13 protein-coding genes are annotated in these 18,187 nt (G+C 69.7%); 10 read left to right on the forward strand and 3 right to left on the reverse strand.

All coding sequences use genetic code 11. The features are described from left to right. Positions 1-10: 10 nt before the first annotated feature. From ACXC9Q_RS22190 to ACXC9Q_RS22205, 4 genes are all read left to right on the forward strand, one after another. On the forward strand, positions 11-601 hold the full coding sequence (locus ACXC9Q_RS22190; protein ID WP_457058537.1) for a CBS domain-containing protein: 591 nt from the start codon (positions 11-13) through the stop codon (positions 599-601). A 119-nt stretch (positions 602-720) separates the two neighbouring features. Next, positions 721-1,587 carry a universal stress protein gene (locus tag ACXC9Q_RS22195; RefSeq protein ID WP_457058538.1) on the forward strand — a complete coding sequence of 289 codons (867 nt, stop codon included), beginning with the start codon at positions 721-723 and terminating at the stop codon, positions 1,585-1,587. A gap of 284 nt (positions 1,588-1,871) precedes the next feature. After that, positions 1,872-2,855, forward strand: a complete 984-nt coding sequence (locus ACXC9Q_RS22200; protein WP_457058539.1) for an Acg family FMN-binding oxidoreductase — start codon at positions 1,872-1,874, stop codon at positions 2,853-2,855. Continuing rightward, positions 2,852-5,242 (forward strand): glycoside hydrolase family 65 protein, encoded by a 2,391-nt coding sequence (locus ACXC9Q_RS22205; protein WP_457058540.1) that lies wholly within the window; start codon positions 2,852-2,854, stop codon positions 5,240-5,242. Before ACXC9Q_RS22200 ends, ACXC9Q_RS22205 begins: the two co-directional genes overlap by 4 nt. On the opposite strand, the gene ACXC9Q_RS22210 is transcribed toward ACXC9Q_RS22205, so the two are convergent. Beyond that, on the reverse strand, positions 5,243-5,473 hold the full coding sequence (locus ACXC9Q_RS22210; RefSeq protein WP_457058541.1) for a hypothetical protein: 231 nt from the start codon (positions 5,471-5,473) through the stop codon (positions 5,243-5,245). It abuts the gene before it with no gap. 60 nt (positions 5,474-5,533) lie between these two features. Continuing rightward, positions 5,534-8,248 carry a pyruvate, phosphate dikinase gene (gene ppdK, locus ACXC9Q_RS22215; protein ID WP_457058542.1) on the reverse strand — a complete coding sequence of 905 codons (2,715 nt, stop codon included), beginning with the start codon at positions 8,246-8,248 and terminating at the stop codon, positions 5,534-5,536. A 114-nt stretch (positions 8,249-8,362) separates the two neighbouring features. On the opposite strand from ppdK, the gene pta reads away from it, so the two are divergent. The 6 genes from pta (at position 8,363) to ACXC9Q_RS22245 (ending at position 15,415) form a co-directional block, all read left to right on the forward strand. Continuing rightward, entirely contained in the window at positions 8,363-10,444 is a 2,082-nt protein-coding gene (gene pta / locus ACXC9Q_RS22220; protein ID WP_457058543.1) for a phosphate acetyltransferase, read from the forward strand. Then, positions 10,441-11,634, forward strand: coding sequence for an acetate/propionate family kinase (locus ACXC9Q_RS22225; protein WP_457058544.1), 1,194 nt, complete (start codon positions 10,441-10,443; stop codon positions 11,632-11,634). Before pta ends, ACXC9Q_RS22225 begins: the two co-directional genes overlap by 4 nt. A 106-nt stretch (positions 11,635-11,740) precedes the next feature. After that, a complete protein-coding gene (locus ACXC9Q_RS22230; RefSeq protein ID WP_457058545.1) occupies positions 11,741-12,187 on the forward strand; it encodes a pyridoxamine 5'-phosphate oxidase family protein in 447 nt (148 codons plus the stop codon). Positions 12,188-12,240: 53 nt separating this feature from the next. After that, a complete protein-coding gene (locus ACXC9Q_RS22235) occupies positions 12,241-13,986 on the forward strand; it encodes a GAF domain-containing protein (protein WP_457058546.1) in 1,746 nt (581 codons plus the stop codon). Between the two features lie 98 nt (positions 13,987-14,084). Further along, positions 14,085-15,062, forward strand: a complete 978-nt coding sequence (locus ACXC9Q_RS22240) for an Acg family FMN-binding oxidoreductase (protein ID WP_457058547.1) — start codon at positions 14,085-14,087, stop codon at positions 15,060-15,062. Further along, positions 15,059-15,415 carry a hypothetical protein gene (locus ACXC9Q_RS22245; protein WP_328519837.1) on the forward strand — a complete coding sequence of 119 codons (357 nt, stop codon included), beginning with the start codon at positions 15,059-15,061 and terminating at the stop codon, positions 15,413-15,415. Before ACXC9Q_RS22240 ends, ACXC9Q_RS22245 begins: the two co-directional genes overlap by 4 nt. Before the next feature lie 54 nt (positions 15,416-15,469). Here ACXC9Q_RS22245 and ACXC9Q_RS22250 read toward each other — a convergent pair whose 3' ends face one another. Beyond that, positions 15,470-18,178, reverse strand: a complete 2,709-nt coding sequence (locus ACXC9Q_RS22250) for a bifunctional acetate--CoA ligase family protein/GNAT family N-acetyltransferase (protein ID WP_457058548.1) — start codon at positions 18,176-18,178, stop codon at positions 15,470-15,472. Between the last annotated feature and the right edge of the window lie 9 nt (positions 18,179-18,187).

Here is an 18,187-nt window from a genome sequence, read left to right on the forward strand (position 1 = left end):
GAACGAGGTGATGACGATGTTGATCCGCGACCTGATGACCACACCTGCGGTCACCGTGACGGCGCAGACACCGATCGGCCTGGCGCTCCGGCTCCTCGACGATCGGAAGATCACCGCCATGCCGGTCCTCGACACGGCCGGCATCCTGGTCGGGATCGTCAGCGAGGCCGACCTCGTCCAGGAGGAGGGCCTGCTGGACGACCGCGTCCCCAAGGCCACCGTCCAGACCACCACGGACACGCCGGCACGCCGGATCGCCGATGTGATGAGCCACCTGGTGGCCACCGTCGACGCCGATGACGAACTGGAGATCGCGATCGATCTGATGTGGTCGACGATGGTGAAGAGCCTGCCGGTGCTGGACCACGGCCGCGTCATCGGCATGATCAGCCGCAGCGACGTCATCCACCTGCTGGCGGGCCGGGACGACCGGATCCGCGCCGAGGTTCGCGAGATCATCCAGGCAGAGAACCCGGGCTGGCAGGTCGACGTCCGCGACGGAGTCGTCACGGTGACCGGCCCGGCCGACCCGCGTGAGCGCAGCCTCGCCGACACCCTGGCCGGCACGGTCCGCGGCGTCATCGCCGTTCGCATCTGCTGACGTGGCTGGACTGGACTACTCGGGATCGCAGGTGTCAGCTGAGAGGTAGGCGCGATCGCCCGAAGGGAGGCACGCCGACTCCTAGCCGGGCTCGACGCGAGGACGAGAGGAAGTCACCCATGATCACCACGGTCGTCGCCGGGTACGACGGGTCTCCCGCCAGCGAGACCGCGGTCTGGTGGGCCGCCGAGGAGGCCGACCGCCGGTCGGCGCGACTGCGCCTCACCTACGCCCAGCCGTTGCCGTTCTTCAGCAGCCCACTGGGGATCCCCTCGGTTCCGCTACCCACCGACATGCTGCGGGTTGCGGCCGAACACCTGCTGGCCGAAGCCGCCCAGGAGATCCGGGAGACCTTCCCGCGCCTGCTGGTCGACGCCGTCGTCACCTTCGGCGGCGCCGCACCGGCTTTGTTGCAGGAGGCAATGAACGCCGAGCTGGTCGTGGTCGGCTCCCGGGGCCTCGGCGAGTTCCGGGACCTGGCGATGGGATCGGTGTCGGCCCACGTGGCGACGCACGCGGCGTGTCCGGCCGTCGTCGTACCGCCGCGGTGGGAGTCCGGCCGGGCGAGCGGGATCGTCGTCGGAGTCGACGGCTCCAAGTGCTCACTCCAAGCGATCGAGTTCGCCTTCGAGCAGGCCGAGTCCAGGCAGACGACGCTGGCGGCGGTGATGGCCTGGCACGACCCGATCAGCACCGGCGCGAACGATCCGCTGCCTGTTGTCTACGACCTCGACACCCTCGAAGAGGAAAGCACGGCGCTGCTGGCCGAGTCGATGGCCGGCCACCGGGACAAGTACCTGGACGTCCCCGTGGACGAACTTCTCGTCCACGGGACCGCGCACGACGCACTGCTCTCCGCCGGCCGGTCCGCCGAACTGCTCGTGGTCGGATCCCGGGGCCGTGGCGCGTTCCGCGGTCTCCTGCTCGGCTCGACCAGCCGCGCCCTCGTCCACCACCCACCCTGCCCGGTCGCGGTCGTTCGCTGACTCAGGAGGACACGTTCAGCAGTAGGTAGCCGGCTGCCTACTGGAAGTCGATGGTGCCAGGCGGTCGCCACCATGCTCCGGTGGTCGGTCGCCGACCATGGACCCGGCTGGTTCAGGACTGTCGGCCCTGCCGGCCGCCCACCCGTTGCCGTGTGCTGGAGGTGATCGGGAAAGGAGCGCGACGACGACCCCAGCGCCTGGAACACCGAGATCGTCCAGCCGTATTGCCCGGCCCTGGACCTCTCGTAGTACCCCGGCCGTAGGGCCGCACAAGGAGGACACCCGTGAACACCACCAAGGCACTGACCGACGACGAGGTGGGCATTCTGCTCGCCGCCGCGGTCCACGCTCCGTCGATGGACAACACCCAGCCGTGGCGGTTCGAGGTCGCCGGGCCGGTGATCGACGTCCGGCTCGACGAGGACCTGGTCCTGCCCGCCGCCGACCCGGCCGGCCGCGCGATCCGGATCGGTCTGGGCGCCGCGGCGTTCAACCTCCGCGTTGCCGCCGCCATGCTCGGGCACGAGTCGGCGTTCGCCGTCACGCCCGACCCGGCCGAACCGGACGTGGTCGCCCGGATCTACCTGTCCGATCGCAGCGGCCCGATCACCGACCTGTCCGACCTGTACGGCGAGATCTCGCGCCGGCACACCTATCGCGGCCCGATGCTCGACCAGGCCATCCCACCGATGGTGATCAGCGCGCTGACCGACGCTGCCGAGATCGACGGCGCCGAACTGCACTGGCCGGCCGACGATGCCACCCGGACGCTCGGGCAGCTCCTGCGGCAGGCCGACGACCTCGACCTGCGCGACGAGGACCGCCTGCTGGAGCGCGGCCGGTGGGTCGGCGGCGAGCGGCCGCACGACGGCGTACCGGACACCGCACTCGGGCCGGTGCCTACCGATCCGGCCATGGTCCGGGATTTGGCGACGGGTCTCGACACACCGGGCCGGGAGCACGCCGTCTTCGAACAGCGCCCGCGCATCGCCGTGCTCGCCACCGCGGACGAAGACGAGCCCGCCTGGGTGCTGGCCGGCCTGGCCTTGGAGCGGGTGTTGCTGACCGCAACTTCCTCGGTGCTGGCCGTCTCCTTCCTCAATCAGGCGCTGGAGTACCCGACCTTGCGGGCACAGGTCCGGGACCTGATCGGCGGACGGAGCTGGCCGCAGATGATCCTCCGGATCGGCTATCCGGCCCAGGCCGAGGCGCACACCGGCCGCCGCCCGTGGCGGGACGCGACCGGCTGGGTCGGTCTCGAGCCATGAACGACTGGATCCACCGGTTCGGTGGCTACGATCCTGCCGACGAGCGGCGGCGTGAGGCGTTGTGCACCGTCGGCAACGGGTACTTCGCAACCAGAGGGGCGTGGGCCGGTGCGGTGGCCGGCGAACACCATTACCCCGGGACCTACCTGGCCGGCTACTACAACCGGCTGGCCGACCAGGTCAACGACCACCTACTCGAGAACGAGAGCCTGGTGAACCTGCCCGACTGGCTGCCGCTGACAGCCGCCATCGACGGCGGCGACTCGCTCACTCCCGACAACTGCGAGGTGCTCGAGCACGACCAGGAACTGGACCTGCTCCGCGGCGTCCTGACCCGGCGGTTCCGGCTCCGCGATCCGCACGGCCGGGAGGTCCGCGGTGTGGAGCGGCGCTTCGTCAGCATGGCCGATCCACACCTTGCCGGCCAGACGCTGGCCGTCACCGTCGTCAACTGGGAGGGCCGGCTACGACTCGGGACCGCGGTGAACGGCGCCGTCTGCAACGCCGGCGTCGAGCGCTACCGGAAACTGTCCGGCCGGCATCTGACCGACGTGTGCCCAACGGTTGCTGACGGCAACCTCATGGTCGCGGCGACGACATCGCAATCACGCCACCGGGTTGCCGTCGCGACCCGAACCATTGCCACCCACAACGGATCGCCGGTCACGGAGTGGACCTCGCGGACGGACGCGACATCCGCCTTCGCCGAGCTCGTCGTCCCGGTCCGGAGCGGCGACGTCGTCACCGCCGAGAAGGTGGCCGCGGTCTACGGGTCGCGGGACCCGGGGATCTCCGAACCGCTGCTGGCCAGCCGCACCGCAGTTGCGAACGCGTCCAGCTTCGACCAGCTGCGCGACGCCCACGTGCTGGCCTGGTCACACCTGTGGCGGCAGTTCTCGCTCGATCTCGAGGAGCCGTTCGACGGCACCCTGGCCGCTGTCCGGTTGAACCTCTTCCACTTGCTCCAATCGGTCTCGCCGTACAGCGCCGACACCGATGCCGGCGTACCCGCCCGCGGCCTGCACGGGGAGGCGTACCGGGGCCACATCTTCTGGGACGAGTTGTTCGTCTTTCCGGTCCTCACCTTGCGCATGCCGGCGCTGACGCGGGCACTGCTGCTGTACCGGTACCGGCGGCTGCCCGCCGCCCGGCTAGCGGCTCGGCAGGCGGGCTGTCCGGGAGCCATGTATCCGTGGCAATCCGGCAGCGACGGCCGCGAGGAGAGCCAGCGGCTGCATCTCAATCCATTGTCCGGCCGCTGGAGCGAGGACGCGACCTTCCGGCAACGGCACGTCGGCCTGGCGATCGCCTACACCATGTGGCAGTACGTCGAGCTGACCGGCGACCTCGCGTTCCTCGGCGACTACGGTGCCGAGGTCATCGTCGAGGTGGCGCGGTTCTTCGCCGGCCTCGCGGAGTACGATCAGGGTCGCGACCGGTACGTGATCCGCGGTGTGGTCGGACCCGACGAGTTCCACACCGGCTATCCTGATCAGCCGGCCGCCGGGATCGACAACAACGCCTACACGAATGTGCTGGCCGTCTGGCTGTTCGGCGTGGCCGGCAAGGCCCTCGATCTACTACCGGACTGGCAGCGCACGCAGCTCGTCGAGTCCCTCGGCCTCCGCGCCGAGGAACTGAGTCACTGGGACGAACTGACCCGCCGGATGTACATCCCGTTCCACGACGGGGTGATCAGCCAGTTCGAGGGATACGAGCAACTGGCCGAGCTCGACTGGGAGCACTACCGGGCCGAGTACGGCGATATTCGCCGGCTGGACCGGATCCTCGAGGCCGAGGGCCACGACGTCACGGCGTACCAGGTCTCCAAGCAGGCCGACGTACTCATGCTGCTGTACCTCCTGCCCCGCCGGGAGTTGCGTGAGCTGATGGAAAGGCTCGGCTACCCGCTGACCGCCGAAACGATCCGCGCCACGGTCGAGTACTACCTGGCGCGCACGTGCCACGGCTCGTCGCTCAGCGCGGTTGTGCACGCCTGGGGGTTGGCGATGCTCGACCCCGATCGGGCGCTGGGCTTCCTCGAACAGGCACTGCACAGCGACGCCGGCGATCCGAGCCAAACCGGCACCACCGCCGAGGGCATCCACCTTGCCGCGATGGCCGGCGGTGCCGATCTCATCCAGCGCTGCTTCACCGGTCTGAGCACGTCGAACGACGTACTCCGCTTCGGACCGCACTGGCCGGGCAAACTCGGCACCCTCCGGATGGTGCTGCGCTACCGGGGACACCGTCTCGTCGCCGAGGTGTCCACCAGCGGGCTCACGCTCACCGTCGATCCCGGCCCGGGCGCCCCGATCACCGTCCGCTGCTTCGGCCGAACGCGGCAATTGAAGGCCGGCGAGTCCCACACCTGGCCGTCCAGCTGATCAGCTACGCGGTCGCCGGCCGTAGACGAAGTAGGCGATCGGCACCATACCGGCCGCGTTGATGAGCGTGATGGCGAGGGCCCAGAGCGTCTTCGAGCCGTTCACCTCGGTTGGCGGGCGGCGCGCCAGGTCAGCGAGGGCGGCAGCTTTCAGGGCGCCCTCGATGGCAGCGCCTGCGATCATGACGCGGCGTCTGCGAGGACTGAGGTCGTGCCACTTCGTCCTGGTCACGTCTTCACGATGCGCACAGCCGACCTCCCCGGCAAGGGGGGCCGGCTGGGCCTACGCCGCTCAGCGTGTGTCGCTCTCCGCTGAACTCGGGGCCACGGCGGCGCGGCCTGCTTCGAGGCGGGCGATCGGGATGCGGTACGGGGAGCACGAGACGTAGTCCAGACCGGCCTCGGCGAAGAAGGCGATCGACGCCGGGTCGCCGCCGTGCTCACCGCAGACGCCGATGACCAGGTCAGGGTTGCCGCTGCGTCCCTCGGCGACGGCGATCCGGACCAGCCGGCCCACGCCCACGACATCCACCGACTCGAACGGCGAGACCGCGAAGATCCCGGCGTCGAAGTAGCGCGGGAAGATCGATGCCTCTACGTCGTCGCGGCTGAACGCCCAGGTCAGCTGGGTGAGATCGTTGGTGCCGAACGAGAAGAAGTCGGCGGACCGGGCGATCTGCTCGGCACCCAGCGCCGCCCTCGGCACCTCGATCATCGCGCCGATCCGGGTCGGAACCGTGCGCCCGGTTCGGGTCGCCACCTCGGCGAGGACACCTTCGATCTCCTGCCGCACCAGGTGCAGCTCAGCTTCTCCGGCCACCAACGGCACCATGATCTCCGGACGTACCGTCTTGCCCTCCCCCGTCACGATGGCGGCCGCCTCGGCGATCGCCCTGGCCTGCATGGCGAACAGGCCCGGGATGACGATCCCCAGCCGGACACCGCGAAGTCCCAGCATCGGGTTGCTCTCGTGCATCCGCTGGACCGCCGGCAAGAGGCGCTCCGCGTCGACATCGGGAGTGCCGGTAGCCCGGCCGACGGCCGCCCGCACCGACAGGTCGGTCAGGTCGGGCAGGAACTCGTGCAGCGGCGGATCGATCAGCCGTACTGTCACCGGCAGGCCGGCCATCGCCCGGAAGATCCCGACGAAGTCGTCGCGCTGGAGCCGCAGCAGTTCCTCGAGCACTGTCTGCTGGTCCGAGGCACCTTCGGCGAGCACCAGCCGCTCGACGAGCTTGCGACGCTCACCGAGGAACATGTGCTCTGTGCGGCACAGCCCGATGCCTCCCGCGCCGAACTGCCGGGCGCGCTCGGCGTCCGCGGGAGTGTCGGCATTCGCGTGAACGCCGAGCCGGCGACGGGCATCCGCGTGCCGCAGCAGCCGGTCGACCGCCCGCACCAGGTCATCCGCCTCGGCGAGGCCCAGGCGACCCTCGAAGTACTCCACGACCGGCGAGGCGACGACTGGAACCTCCCCGTGGTAGACGACGCCCGACGTTCCGTCCAAGGAGAGCACGTCACCCTCCTCGATGACGACGCCGTCGGCCGTGACAGCACGGCGCGCGACCGGGTCCACGGACAGACTGTCGACGCCGCAGACACAGGTCTTGCCCATGCCGCGAGCGACGACAGCGGCGTGGGAGGTCTTCCCGCCTCGGGTGGTGAGGATCCCCACCGCTGCCAGCATGCCGGGCAGGTCGTCGGGGTTCGTCTCCCGGCGGACGAGAACGACGTGCCGGCCGTCGTCGGCGAACCGCCGTGCCGCCTCGGAGTCGAAGGTCGCGACCCCTACCGCGGCACCCGGCGAGGCGGGAACACCGTGGGCCAGCTCCGGTACGCCGTGTCGCTCGCCGAACCGTGGAAACATCAACTGGCCGAGCTGGGCGCCGTTGACGCGCAACAATGCCTCGTCGAGGGTGATGAGGCCCTCGTCGACCAGCTGGACCGCGATCCGGAACGCCGCCCCAGCGGTACGTTTGCCGACCCGAGTCTGCAGCATCCAGAGCCGGCCACGCTCGATCGTGAACTCGATGTCACACAAGTCGCGGTAGTGCTGCTCCAAGGTGGTCATCGCGGTCAGCAGCCCGGCATAACTCACCGGATCGATATCGGCCAGCCGAGCCAACGGAACCGTGTTGCGGACACCGGCGACGACGTCCTCGCCCTGAGCGTCCTGGAGGTAGTCTCCGTAGACCCCCGTCGCACCCGACGCCGGATCGCGCGTGAAGGCGACGCCGGTGCCGCTGTCCGGGCCACGGTTGCCGAAGACCATCGCCATCACGTTGACCGCCGTACCGAGGTCGTCCGGGATGTGCTCCTGGCGCCGGTACAAACGAGCCCGAGGTGTCGACCACGAGCGGAAGACCGCGCGGACCGCGAGGTCGAGCTGCTCCGCCGGGTCCTGCGGGAAGGGCCGACCGGCGTGGTCGGCGATTACCTGCTTCAGCGCCGTACAGGCACGTTCGATCGCCTGGGCCGGCAGCTCCTCAGGAGTCCCAACGCTCCACTCGACGTACTCCGTGGACACGGCCGCCTGTAGCAGGTCGTCCGGTACGTCGAGGACTGTGCGCGCGTACATCTGCAGCAGCCGCCGGTAGGAGTCCCACGCGAAATGCTCGTCGCCCGAGTGCTTCGCCAGCCCGTGCACCGACTCGTCGGTCAATCCGATGTCGAGGATGGTTTCCATCATCCCGGGCATCGAGAACTTCCCACCCGAGCGCACCGAGATCAGCAGCGGGTCGGCTGGGTCACCCAGCCGGCGGCCCATCACCTGCTCGAGCCGGCCGAGGTGCGCCGTGATCTCGTCGGCCAGGCCGACCGGCAGATCGCCGGTCGCCAGATAGGCACGGCACCCCGTGGTCCCGATCGTGAATCCCGGTGGCACCGGGAGACCCAGCCGGGTCATCTCCGCGAGATTGGCGCCCTTTCCCCCGAGCAGCTCTTTCTGGTCCATGCTCCCTTCGGCGAAGTCGAAGACATAGCGGTCCGTCGTCGGCATTGTGGTCATGTGTGTGCCACCTCCCTCTCTCACGGTCCTGTCCCACACGCCGCGGGCACAGGGCCGAAGGTCCCGTTCGAGGACCAGTCCGCCGCAGTCGCGGTGGGTGGTTAGGGTGCAGGCATGGGGAGCAGCGTCTACATCGCGTCGGTGGAGGGGTCCACCGGAAAATCCACGGTCGCTCTCGGTGTGCTTCAGCAGCTGTCGCGCCGGGTCGAACGGGTGGCCGTGTTCCGTCCCATCGTTCGTCCGGACACGGCGATGCATGGTGGTCGGGACTACGTCCTGGACCTGCTGACCGCTCACGAGGCGGTCCAGTCGGCGTACGACGAGAGCCTCGGCATCACGTACGACGAGGTGCACGCGGACCCCGACGCCGCGCTCGACGCGATCGTGCAGCGCTATCACGCGATCGCCGACCACGCCGACGCCGTACTCGTCGTCGGCAGCGACTACACCGATGTGGGGACTCCGACAGAGTTCTCCTTCAACGCCAAGATCGCCGCCAACCTGGGCACACCGGTCGTCCTCGTCCTCAACGGGTTCCAACGCAGCCCGCATGAGGTTCGGATGATCGCCGACATGGCTGTCGGGGAACTGCGAGGCAACCACGGTTCGCTGGCCGCGGTGGTCGCCAACCGCGTCGCCCCGGACCACCTCGCTGACACGGTCGCGGTCTTGGCAGGCGCCGGTGCACCGGCGTTCGCCTTGCCGGAGGAGCCGCTCCTGACCCAGCCCACGGTCGCGGACCTGATGGTCCCGGTCGAAGGCCGCCTGCTGAGGGGTGATCCCGCCCTGCTGACGCGAGAGGTCACCGGTCTCGTCGTCGCCGGGATGACGATGCCGAACGTGCTCGACCGGCTGTTCGACGGAGCAGCGGTGGTGACTGCGGCAGATCGGCCGGAGGTGGTCCTCGGGGTGTTGGTCGCGCACGCGTCGCTCAACTTCCCGCAGATCTCCGCGGTCGTCCTCAACGGCGGCTTCACGCTGCCGGCGCAGGTCCAGCGGCTGCTGGACGGCGTCGGGGTGACACTGCCCATCCTCGAGACCACTCTCGACACGCAGGCCACGTCGGCGGCGCTGACCGCCGTCCGCGGCAGGCTCACGAAGGACTCGCCGCGCAAGGTGGACGCGGCGTTGTCCCTGTTCGAGCAGAACGTGGACGGCGAGGCCCTCCTCGATCAACTGGAGGTCGCGCGCAGCAACGCGGTGACGCCGCTGATGTTCGAGCACCAGCTGATCGACGAAGCAGTTGCCCACCGCAAGCACATCGTCCTGCCCGAAGGCGAGGAGGAGCGGATACTGCGGGCCGCGGACGTCCTGCTCCGCCGTGGAGTGGCCGACCTGACCCTGCTCGGGAATCCGCTGGTGATCAGCGCGAAGGCCGCCGCACTCGGCGCCGACGTGGCGTCCGCCCGGATCGTCGACCCTGAGCACGACCCCCTGTCCGAGAGGCTCGCGGACGAGCTGCACCGGCTCCGGAAGCATCGCGGGATCGACCTGGACCGAGCCCGGGAGCTGGTCAGAGACGGCTCGTACTTCGGCACGATGATGGTCCAGCTCGGCCTCGCCGACGGCATGGTGTCCGGCGCGGCGCACACCACCGCCCACACCATCCGGCCGGCGCTCGAGATCGTCAAGACCATCCCCGGGGTCTCCGTCGTCTCCTCGGTGTTCTTCATGTGCCTGCAGAACCAGGTCCTGGTGTACGGCGACTGCGCGGTCAACCCGGATCCCACCGCCGAGCAGCTCGCGGACATCGCGATCTCCTCGGCCGCGACAGCGGTTGCCTTCGGCATCGAACCGCGGGTCGCGATGCTGTCGTACTCCACCGGCACCTCCGGTTCGGGGACCGACGTCGAAAAGGTGTCCAAGGCAACGGCGATCATCCGCGAACGGGCACCGGAGCTGCCGGTCGAGGGACCGATCCAGTACGACGCCGCGATCGACAGCGCGGTGGCGAGGACGAAGCTGCCCGGCTCGCCGGTGGCAGGCCGGGCGACCGTGTTCATCTTCCCCGACCTCAATACCGGCAACAACACCTACAAGGCGGTGCAGCGCTCGGCGAACGCCGTCGCGGTCGGGCCGGTCCTGCAAGGTCTGCGCCGACCAGTCAACGACCTGTCGCGCGGAGCGACCGTACGAGACATCATCAACACCGTTGCGATCACCGCGGTCCAGGCGGCCGGGAGCGGCACGCGATGAGCGACCACGTCCTGGTGATCAACGCCGGCTCCTCGTCGCTCAAGTACAGCGTGGTCGACGCCCGTACCGGTGAACCGGCGGCCGCCGGCCTGGTTGAGCGCATCGGGGAAGGCGAGGGCCGCCACGTCCACCGCGGCCCGGCCGGCGAGACCGAGACGACGCGGTCGATATCCACCCACGAGGATGCGCTGCGCGCGGCGATCGATGCCTTCGAGGCGGACGGGCCGTCACTCGCAGACCTCGACCTCGAGGCAGTAGGCCACCGCGTGGTCCACGGAGGCTCGCGGTTCTCCGCGTCGGCCCTGATCGACGACGCGCTCATCGCCGAGGTGACGGACCTGGTGCCACTCGCCCCACTGCACAACCCAGCGAACCTGGAGGGAATCCGGATAGCAGGTCGCCTCTTTCCCGACCTGCCTCAGGTCGCCGTCTTCGACACAGCCTTCCACCAGACGCTCCCGCCGCACGCCTACACCTACGCGGTGCCGACGGACTGGCTGGAGGACCACGGGATCCGCCGCTACGGCTTCCACGGCACGTCGCACTCGTTCGTCTCCCGGGAAGCCGCCCGGCTCCTCGTCCGTGATCCGTCCGACGTGAACGTCATCGTGCTGCACCTGGGCAACGGATGCTCGGCGTCGGCCGTCCAGGGCGGCCGATCGGTGGAGACCTCGATGGGCCTGACTCCGCTTGAGGGCCTCGTGATGGGCACCCGCTCGGGCGATCTGGACCCGGCGATCCCGGCGTACCTGACGCGGGAGCTGGGCATGTCCGTGGACGAGATCGACCATGCCCTCAACTCCGCATCGGGGCTGAAAGGCCTGGCCGGCGAGAACGACTTCCGCGAGCTCTCGCGGCTGCGGGCAAGCGACGACGAGCGGGCCTGCCTGGCCTTCGACGTCTACTGCCATCGGATCCGCAAGTACGTCGGTGCCTACTACGCCGTCCTGGGAACAGTCGACGCCGTCGTCTTCACCGCCGGCGTAGGCGAGAACTCGGCCGACGTCCGGGCCGCATCACTGGCCAGCCTGGAACGCCTCGGCATCACCATCGACCCCGAGCGCAACATGGCACCGGTGACCGGGGCCCGGCGGATCTCCACCGACGGCAGCGAGGTCGCCGTCCTCGTCGTCCCGACGAACGAGGAGTGGCAGATCGCCCGCGAGACGCTCACCGTCGTCCGAGCCTGATGGCTGTCAACGATCGGGACTTTTGACCCTACTGTGGTGACTCTCGTCGGGTGATCGTTGGCGGATGGACAGGTCAAGGTGATTGTCCACCGTCAGGAGGCCTCCGATGACCACGCAGCTGCACTTCGACCGCACCCGCCTGCAGATCCTCAGCAAGGGCGACTGTCTGCGTCTGCTCGGAACCGTCCCCCTCGGACGCCTCGTCTACACGCACGGCGGCCTCCCAGCGGTCCGGCTGGTCAACTGCGTCCTGGACGACGACACGATCGTGTTCAGCACCGGACCGGGTGACAAGCTCCGGGCTGCTGAACGCGGCGACGTGGTCGCCTTCGAGGCCGACGACGTGGACCTCGAGCGGCACGTCGGCTGGACCGTCACAGCCATCGGCCACTTGTCCGTTGTGACCGCGGACGAGGCCGCGGCGCTGCGCAGTACCCTGCCGCTGCATTCCTGGCTACCGATGGACGACCCGGACCTGGTCCGGGTGGGGATCGAATCTCTCCAGGGACGACGCCTCGTCCCGTGGGGCCAGCGTCCGCGGGCGAGCCTCTAGACCCCCCTGACGACGGTTCCTACCCACCGTGGCAGTCCGTATATGGTGGGGCCGTGGCTGATGACTCGCGGGCGGGGCGAGCGGGCTGGGACGAGGGGGCGCTGGAGTTCGCCGGGTTGTCCCGGGTGCGTCTTGACGCCCTCCTGCAGGAGTTGCTCGGTCGCGTCGACGAGATCATGGACACCCAGGAGCGGCTACGTGCCCTGCTCGACGCGGTCGTCGGTATCGGCGCGGACCTCGACCTGAACAGCACCCTCGACCGGATCGTCACCGCGGCCTGTGAACTGGCCGGAGCCCGGTACGGCGCTCTCGGCGTGGTCGGCCCGGACGGCAAGCGGCTCGTCCGCTTCATCACGCACGGCGTGACCGACGAGGAGATCGCCGCGATCGGCCCGTACCCGGAGGGTCACGGCATCCTGGGCCTGCTGATCGAGCACCCCGAACCGATCCGCCTGCACGAGCTCGCCGAACACCCCAGGTCCTACGGCTTCCCGGCGAACCACCCGCCGATGAAGAGCTTCCTCGGCGTCCCGATCCAGACCCGCGAGCACGCCTTCGGCAACCTGTACCTGACCGAGAAGACCGGCGGCGCCGACTTCACCGAGGACGACGAACGCACGGTCACCGCCTTGGCCGCGGCCGCCGGTGTGGTGATCGACAACGCCCGGCTGTACGCCGACACCGAGCAGCGCCGGCGCTGGCACGAAGTCACCGCCGAGATCACCCAGCTCATGCTCGGCGAGTTCGAGCCCGACCAGGCGCTCCAGCTGATTGTGCAGCGATCCCGCGAGGTCTCCGGCGCACACGTCGCTGCCGTCCTGCTCGTCGAGGATGCGGACCTGGTCGTGCGTGCCGTCGACGGACCACCGGAGTTCCACCACTTCCTCGGCCGCCGTGTCCCGGCCGACCTGCCTGTGCTCGGCCTCGCGAGCACCAGATCCGAGCAGGTGGTGATCGAGGACCTGGCTCAGTTCCTGAAGGACGCCGGCGGACTGACCGAATTCCCGCAGGGGTCGAGTCTCGGCCGTACGACGATCTCGCCGCTACCGGCCGGCAGCACCGGCACCGGCGGAGTCCTCGTGGTGGCCTTGGAGCAGGGCTCCAACACCCGGATCTCCGAGGGTGCGGACCTGGTCCGCCTGTTCGCCGGGCAGGCCACGCTGGCCCTGGAACGTGCTCAGGCACAGCACGACCGCGACATGCTCGCCGTGCTGGAGGACCGCGACCGGATCGCCCGAGACCTGCACGACCTGGTGATCCAGCGACTCTTCGCCACCGGCCTGCAACTGCAGGGCATGCACCGGCTCGCCCGCCCCGAACATCAGGAACGACTGAGCCGGGCGGTCGACGACATCGACACGACCATCCACGACCTTCGTGCCGCGATCTTCCAGCTCCAGCAGGCACCTGGCTCCAGTTCGTTGCGCGGAGACCTCCAGGCGCTGGTCGCGGAGTACACCGAACCACTCGGATTCCGGCCCCAGCTGATCTGCACCGGCCCGATCGACACCGTCGTACCGGATCTCGTCCGCCCGCAGATCCTCGCCACCGTCCGGGAGACGTTGTCCAACGTGGTCCGCCACGCCCAGGCATCCCAGGCCATCGTCGAGGTGTCCGTCGGCTCGGGGGAGGTGACGGCCCGGATCTCCGACGATGGCGTCGGCATCGGGACCGGCGATCGCAGAAGCGGGCTGCACAACCTCGCCGAGCGCGCCGAGGCCCTCGGCGGCAGCCTCCGGCTCACCGGCAACGAGCCGCACGGCATCGTGGTGGAGTTCAGGGCGCCGATCGGCGACTGACCGACTGCCGAACGGCCTCCCGAGTCGGGACTCTTGCCCGCAGCGCCACCCTCCTCCCCGGCGCGAAGCTGAAGTATCACCAGTGGGAGGAGCCAACGATGTCGGACCAGCACTTGCCGGCGCACCACGTCGACAGCATGCTCGCAGCGGCGATCGCCGCGCCCAGCATGCACAACACCCAGCCGTGGCGGTTCGAAGTGAACGGTCACGTCATCGACCTCTTCCTCGACGGATCACGCACCCTGCCCGCCGAGGACCCCACCGGCCGGGCGATGCGGATCGCGGCCGGCGCCGCCGCGTTCAATCTGCGCTGCGCGGCCGCCGCACTCGGGTACGGCACCTGGTACGGCCTCGCGCCGTACCCGGAAGAACCCGACCTGCTGGCCCGCATCGTCATCGAACCCACCAGCGCCCAGGACGACGACCTTCGCAACCTCGCCGAGCAGATTCCGCACCGGCACACCGACCGCCGCCCCTCCGATCCGACGCCGTTGGCCGAGAGGATCCGTATCGCTCTGCTGCGGGCGGCGTACGCCGAGGGCGCCGAGCTGACCTGGCTCGGCGAGCCTGAGATCCACGCTGTGCTCGACCTGGTGCTCGACACCGACCTGCGCGAGATCGGCGACTGGCATCGCCGCGCCGAACGCGCCCACTGGGTCGGCGGTGAGCGCACCACCGAAGGAGTGCCGAGCTCGGCACTCGGACCGCGATCCACCAGCTACCCGGCGGCCGTTCGGGACATGGCCACCCGGCCGACCGACCGGACCCGCGAACAGAGCACCTTCGAGGCCAACCCGGATCTCGCCGTACTGTCCACCGACTTCGACGAGCCCGCGGACCAGGTCACTGCCGGCGCCGCGCTCGAACGTGTCCTGCTGACCGCGACCCGGGAGGGCGTCAGCGCGTCCTTCCTCAACCAGCCGCTCGAGTTCGAGGACCTGCGCCGCAAGGTGCAGCGACTCACCAAGCGGCCGGGACACGCCGACATGATCATCCGCTTCAGTCGCAGCCATCCCGGTACCGGGACCGCTCGCCGGCCAGTCGCGGAATTCGTCACCACCAAGGAGCAGTCATGACCACCACCCTGCACCAGGAGATCGAGCGCTGGGAGGCCGACCTCGAGACCATCGCGGCGAACAGCGCCTCGGACAACTGGTTCCTGGAGGAACGCCGCTTCGCCGAGGCCCAGCAGACGATCACCGCGTACCGCGGCCGCATCCTGCCGATCTTCACGAGTCAGCAACCGCACGACGCGATCGTCGCCCACGAGATCGAGCACCTCGTCGACCGCCTCGAAGACCTCCGCAACGACCTCTACCGAACCGTCCACCCACCCACAGCTCACCAGCAGGTCGCCGAGGCCATCGCCGCCCTCCGCGCCCTCTCGCGGGTCGCTCTGCGCTTCGAGGACACGGTCCAGAACGCATAGTGACCAGCCGTCCCCGTCTCGACCCTGTCGAGACGGGGACGCTGCACGTCCGGCTCAGCTGTCCGCGCGCATGCGGCGGGCGTGCCAGTCGGGTTCGGGGTTCGCCGGGGTGAGGCGCATTCTGATGTCGACCGCGAAGGCGCCGGACGGACCGGCGATCAGCGGGTTGATGTCGAGTTCTGCGAGCTCGGGGACCTGTTCGGCGAGCCAGGCGATGCGGTGGACAACGTCCAGGACGGCCTCCTGGTCCGCAGCTTGGGCGCCGCGGTAGCCGGCCAGCAGTGGTGCGCAGCGCAGTGAGTGCAGCGTCTCGATGGCGTCGAGGTCCGTGAGCGGTAGGCCGCGCCACTGGCGGTCGGCCAACAGGTCGGTGAGGATGCCACCGCTACCGGCCATCAGCAGCGGGCCGAACAGACGGTCCCGCACCACGCCGATCACCAACTCGGTCCCACCGGGTGCCATCGCCTGCACCACGACCTGCGGATCCCCGGCCGCGGCCACAACCTCGTCGTACGCCGTCGCCACCTGCACCGAGTTCGCCAATCCAACCCGCACACCGCCGATATCGGTCTTGTGCAGGACGCCGGGCGCGGCAGTCTTCAGTGCGACCGGATACCCCGCCGACTCGGCCGCCCGGATCGCCTCGGAACGACTCGACGCGGCGAGAACCGGGATCGCCGGGACCCCGGCGCACTGCAGAAGCTGACCGGCCTGCAACGGCCCCAACCAGCCTCCGTCCGGGCTCTGCTCGAGGAACCACCGCACGACGGCTCGCGCTCCAACGGCATCGACCCGCGCCAGGTCCGGTACGACGCCCTGCGGCCGCGACCGCCACTCGGCGTACTGAACGGCATGGGCCAACGCGCGCACGGCGCTCTCCGGGAACGGGAACACCGGCAAGCGACGGCCGTCCGCAAGCGCGACCTCCGGCGCGGCGTGAGTCGCACCGACACAGTTCACGACGATCGGCACCTCGGCGGCCTGGGTCGCGGTCCTGGCGACGGCGTCGTAGATGTCCTCGACCCGGCCGGCGCGCGTGGCGGCATAGCAGACCAGCACGATGTCGGCCTCGCCGCTGTCGACGATGACCTTCATGGCTTGGGCCAGGCTGTTCGGCGACGCGGCCGCGCCGAGGTCGACGGGGTTGCCGCTCCCCACCGCACCGACAGCGGCCAACTCGGCCTGAACAGCCGGGCTCAGCTCGGGCAGTTCAAGACCGAGCCGGCCGGCCGCGTCAGCGGCGAGCACTCCGGCACCGCCCGCGTTACCGACGACGGCGAGCCGACGGCCGCGAGGCAACGGCCGGACGCTCAGCACCCGGGCCGTCTCCACCAGTTCTTCGACGGTGTCCATCCGCAGTACGCCGGACTGCGCGAACAGGGCGTCCACAGCGGTCTCAGGAGTCGACGCCGCGGCAGTGTGCGAGGCACCGGCCCGCCGGCCACCCGCCGAACGACCGCCCTTCACGACGAGAATCGGCTTCGTCCGGCCGACCAGCCGGGCCACCCCGCCGAACTTGCGCGGGTTCCCGAACGACTCCAGGTACAGCCCGATCACCGCGGTCCGCGGATCGCCCCACCAGTGCAGCAGCAGATCGTTGCCACTGACATCGACTTTGTTGCCGAGGGAGACGAACTCGGAGATGCCCAGGCCGGTCCGGGCCGCCTGATCGAGCACCGCGATGCCGACGGCACCGGACTGCGCCGCGATGGCCAGCGTTCCGCGCGTGGGCGAGACCTCGGCGAAGGTCGCGTTCAGGTTGATCGCCGGGTCGGTGTTCACCAGCCCGAGGCAGTTCGGGCCGATCAGCCGGATGCTGTTCCGGCGAGCGACCTCGAGGATCTCCCGCTGCGCCTCGCGCCCGGCCGCGCCGAGCTCGGAGAAACCCGCGGTCAGCACCACTGCTCCCCCGACGCCCTTGGCGCCACACTCGGTCAGCACCTGCCGTACCTGCTCGGCCGGGACCGCGATGATCACGAGGTCGACCTCACCGGGAACGTCCACGATCGACGGGTACGACGGCAGGTCCGCGACCCGGTCCGCGTGCGGATTGACGGCGTACACGGGTCCGGTGAAGTTGCCCTTGACAAGGTTCCGTAGGACCTCGTGGCCGATGCCGCCAGGGTTCCGACCGGCGCCGATCACCGCCACCGCGCGGGGCGAGAACAGCCGGTGCATCGAACGGTCTTCAGCCGCCCGCTCGCGATCGGCCATCCGTTCCAGCGTCGAGGGCTGGTACGCCGTGTCCAGCGCCAGCGCGACGACACCGCTGTCGAACCTGCGGACCTGTTCGAAGCCGGAGCCGGCGAACACGCGCAGCATGCCCGCGTTCTCGGCGAGAGTGTCGGCGCGCAGCCGCTGGATCCCGTTCTCCCTGGCCATCGCTGCGAGCTGCTCGAGGAGAAGGGTGCCGATGCCCCGGCCGTGCACCGAGTCCTCCAGCAGGAAGGCCATCTCGGCCTCGCCCGCGCGCAGCGGTTCGTAACTCGCCACGCCCACCAGCTGACCGCCGTACTCGGCCACCACCGCGACATGGCCGTCATCGTGGACTGTCGCCAAGTGGTGCGTGTGCTCGTCGGCATTGGATCGGCTGATCCCGAAGAACCGCAGATAGATCGACCGGTCCGACACTCGCTCGTTCATCGCGTCCAGCGCCGCCTCGTCGTCCTCCCGGAGCGGACGGATCCGCACCACCGAACCGTCCGAGGCGAGCACATCCCAGCCCGCGCCGGGCCGCCCACCCACTTGCTCGACCGCCGTCATGACGTCTCC

The sequence above is a fragment of the Kribbella sp. CWNU-51 genome (assembly GCF_054073265.1).

Coding starts and splice junctions, on each gene's coding strand:
- ACXC9Q_RS22195 (WP_457058538.1), top strand. CDS start 721: ATGATCACCACGGTCGTCGCCGGGTACGACGGGTCTCCCGCCAGCGAG.
- ACXC9Q_RS22190 (WP_457058537.1), top strand. CDS start 11: ATGACGATGTTGATCCGCGACCTGATGACCACACCTGCGGTCACCGTG.
- ACXC9Q_RS22225 (WP_457058544.1), top strand. CDS start 10,441: ATGAGCGACCACGTCCTGGTGATCAACGCCGGCTCCTCGTCGCTCAAG.
- ACXC9Q_RS22245 (WP_328519837.1), top strand. CDS start 15,059: ATGACCACCACCCTGCACCAGGAGATCGAGCGCTGGGAGGCCGACCTC.
- pta (WP_457058543.1), top strand. CDS start 8,363: ATGGGGAGCAGCGTCTACATCGCGTCGGTGGAGGGGTCCACCGGAAAA.
- ACXC9Q_RS22250 (WP_457058548.1), bottom strand. CDS start 18,178: ATGACGGCGGTCGAGCAAGTGGGTGGGCGGCCCGGCGCGGGCTGGGAT.
- ppdK (WP_457058542.1), bottom strand. CDS start 8,248: ATGACCACAATGCCGACGACGGACCGCTATGTCTTCGACTTCGCCGAA.
- ACXC9Q_RS22230 (WP_457058545.1), top strand. CDS start 11,741: ATGACCACGCAGCTGCACTTCGACCGCACCCGCCTGCAGATCCTCAGC.
- ACXC9Q_RS22205 (WP_457058540.1), top strand. CDS start 2,852: ATGAACGACTGGATCCACCGGTTCGGTGGCTACGATCCTGCCGACGAG.
- ACXC9Q_RS22240 (WP_457058547.1), top strand. CDS start 14,085: ATGTCGGACCAGCACTTGCCGGCGCACCACGTCGACAGCATGCTCGCA.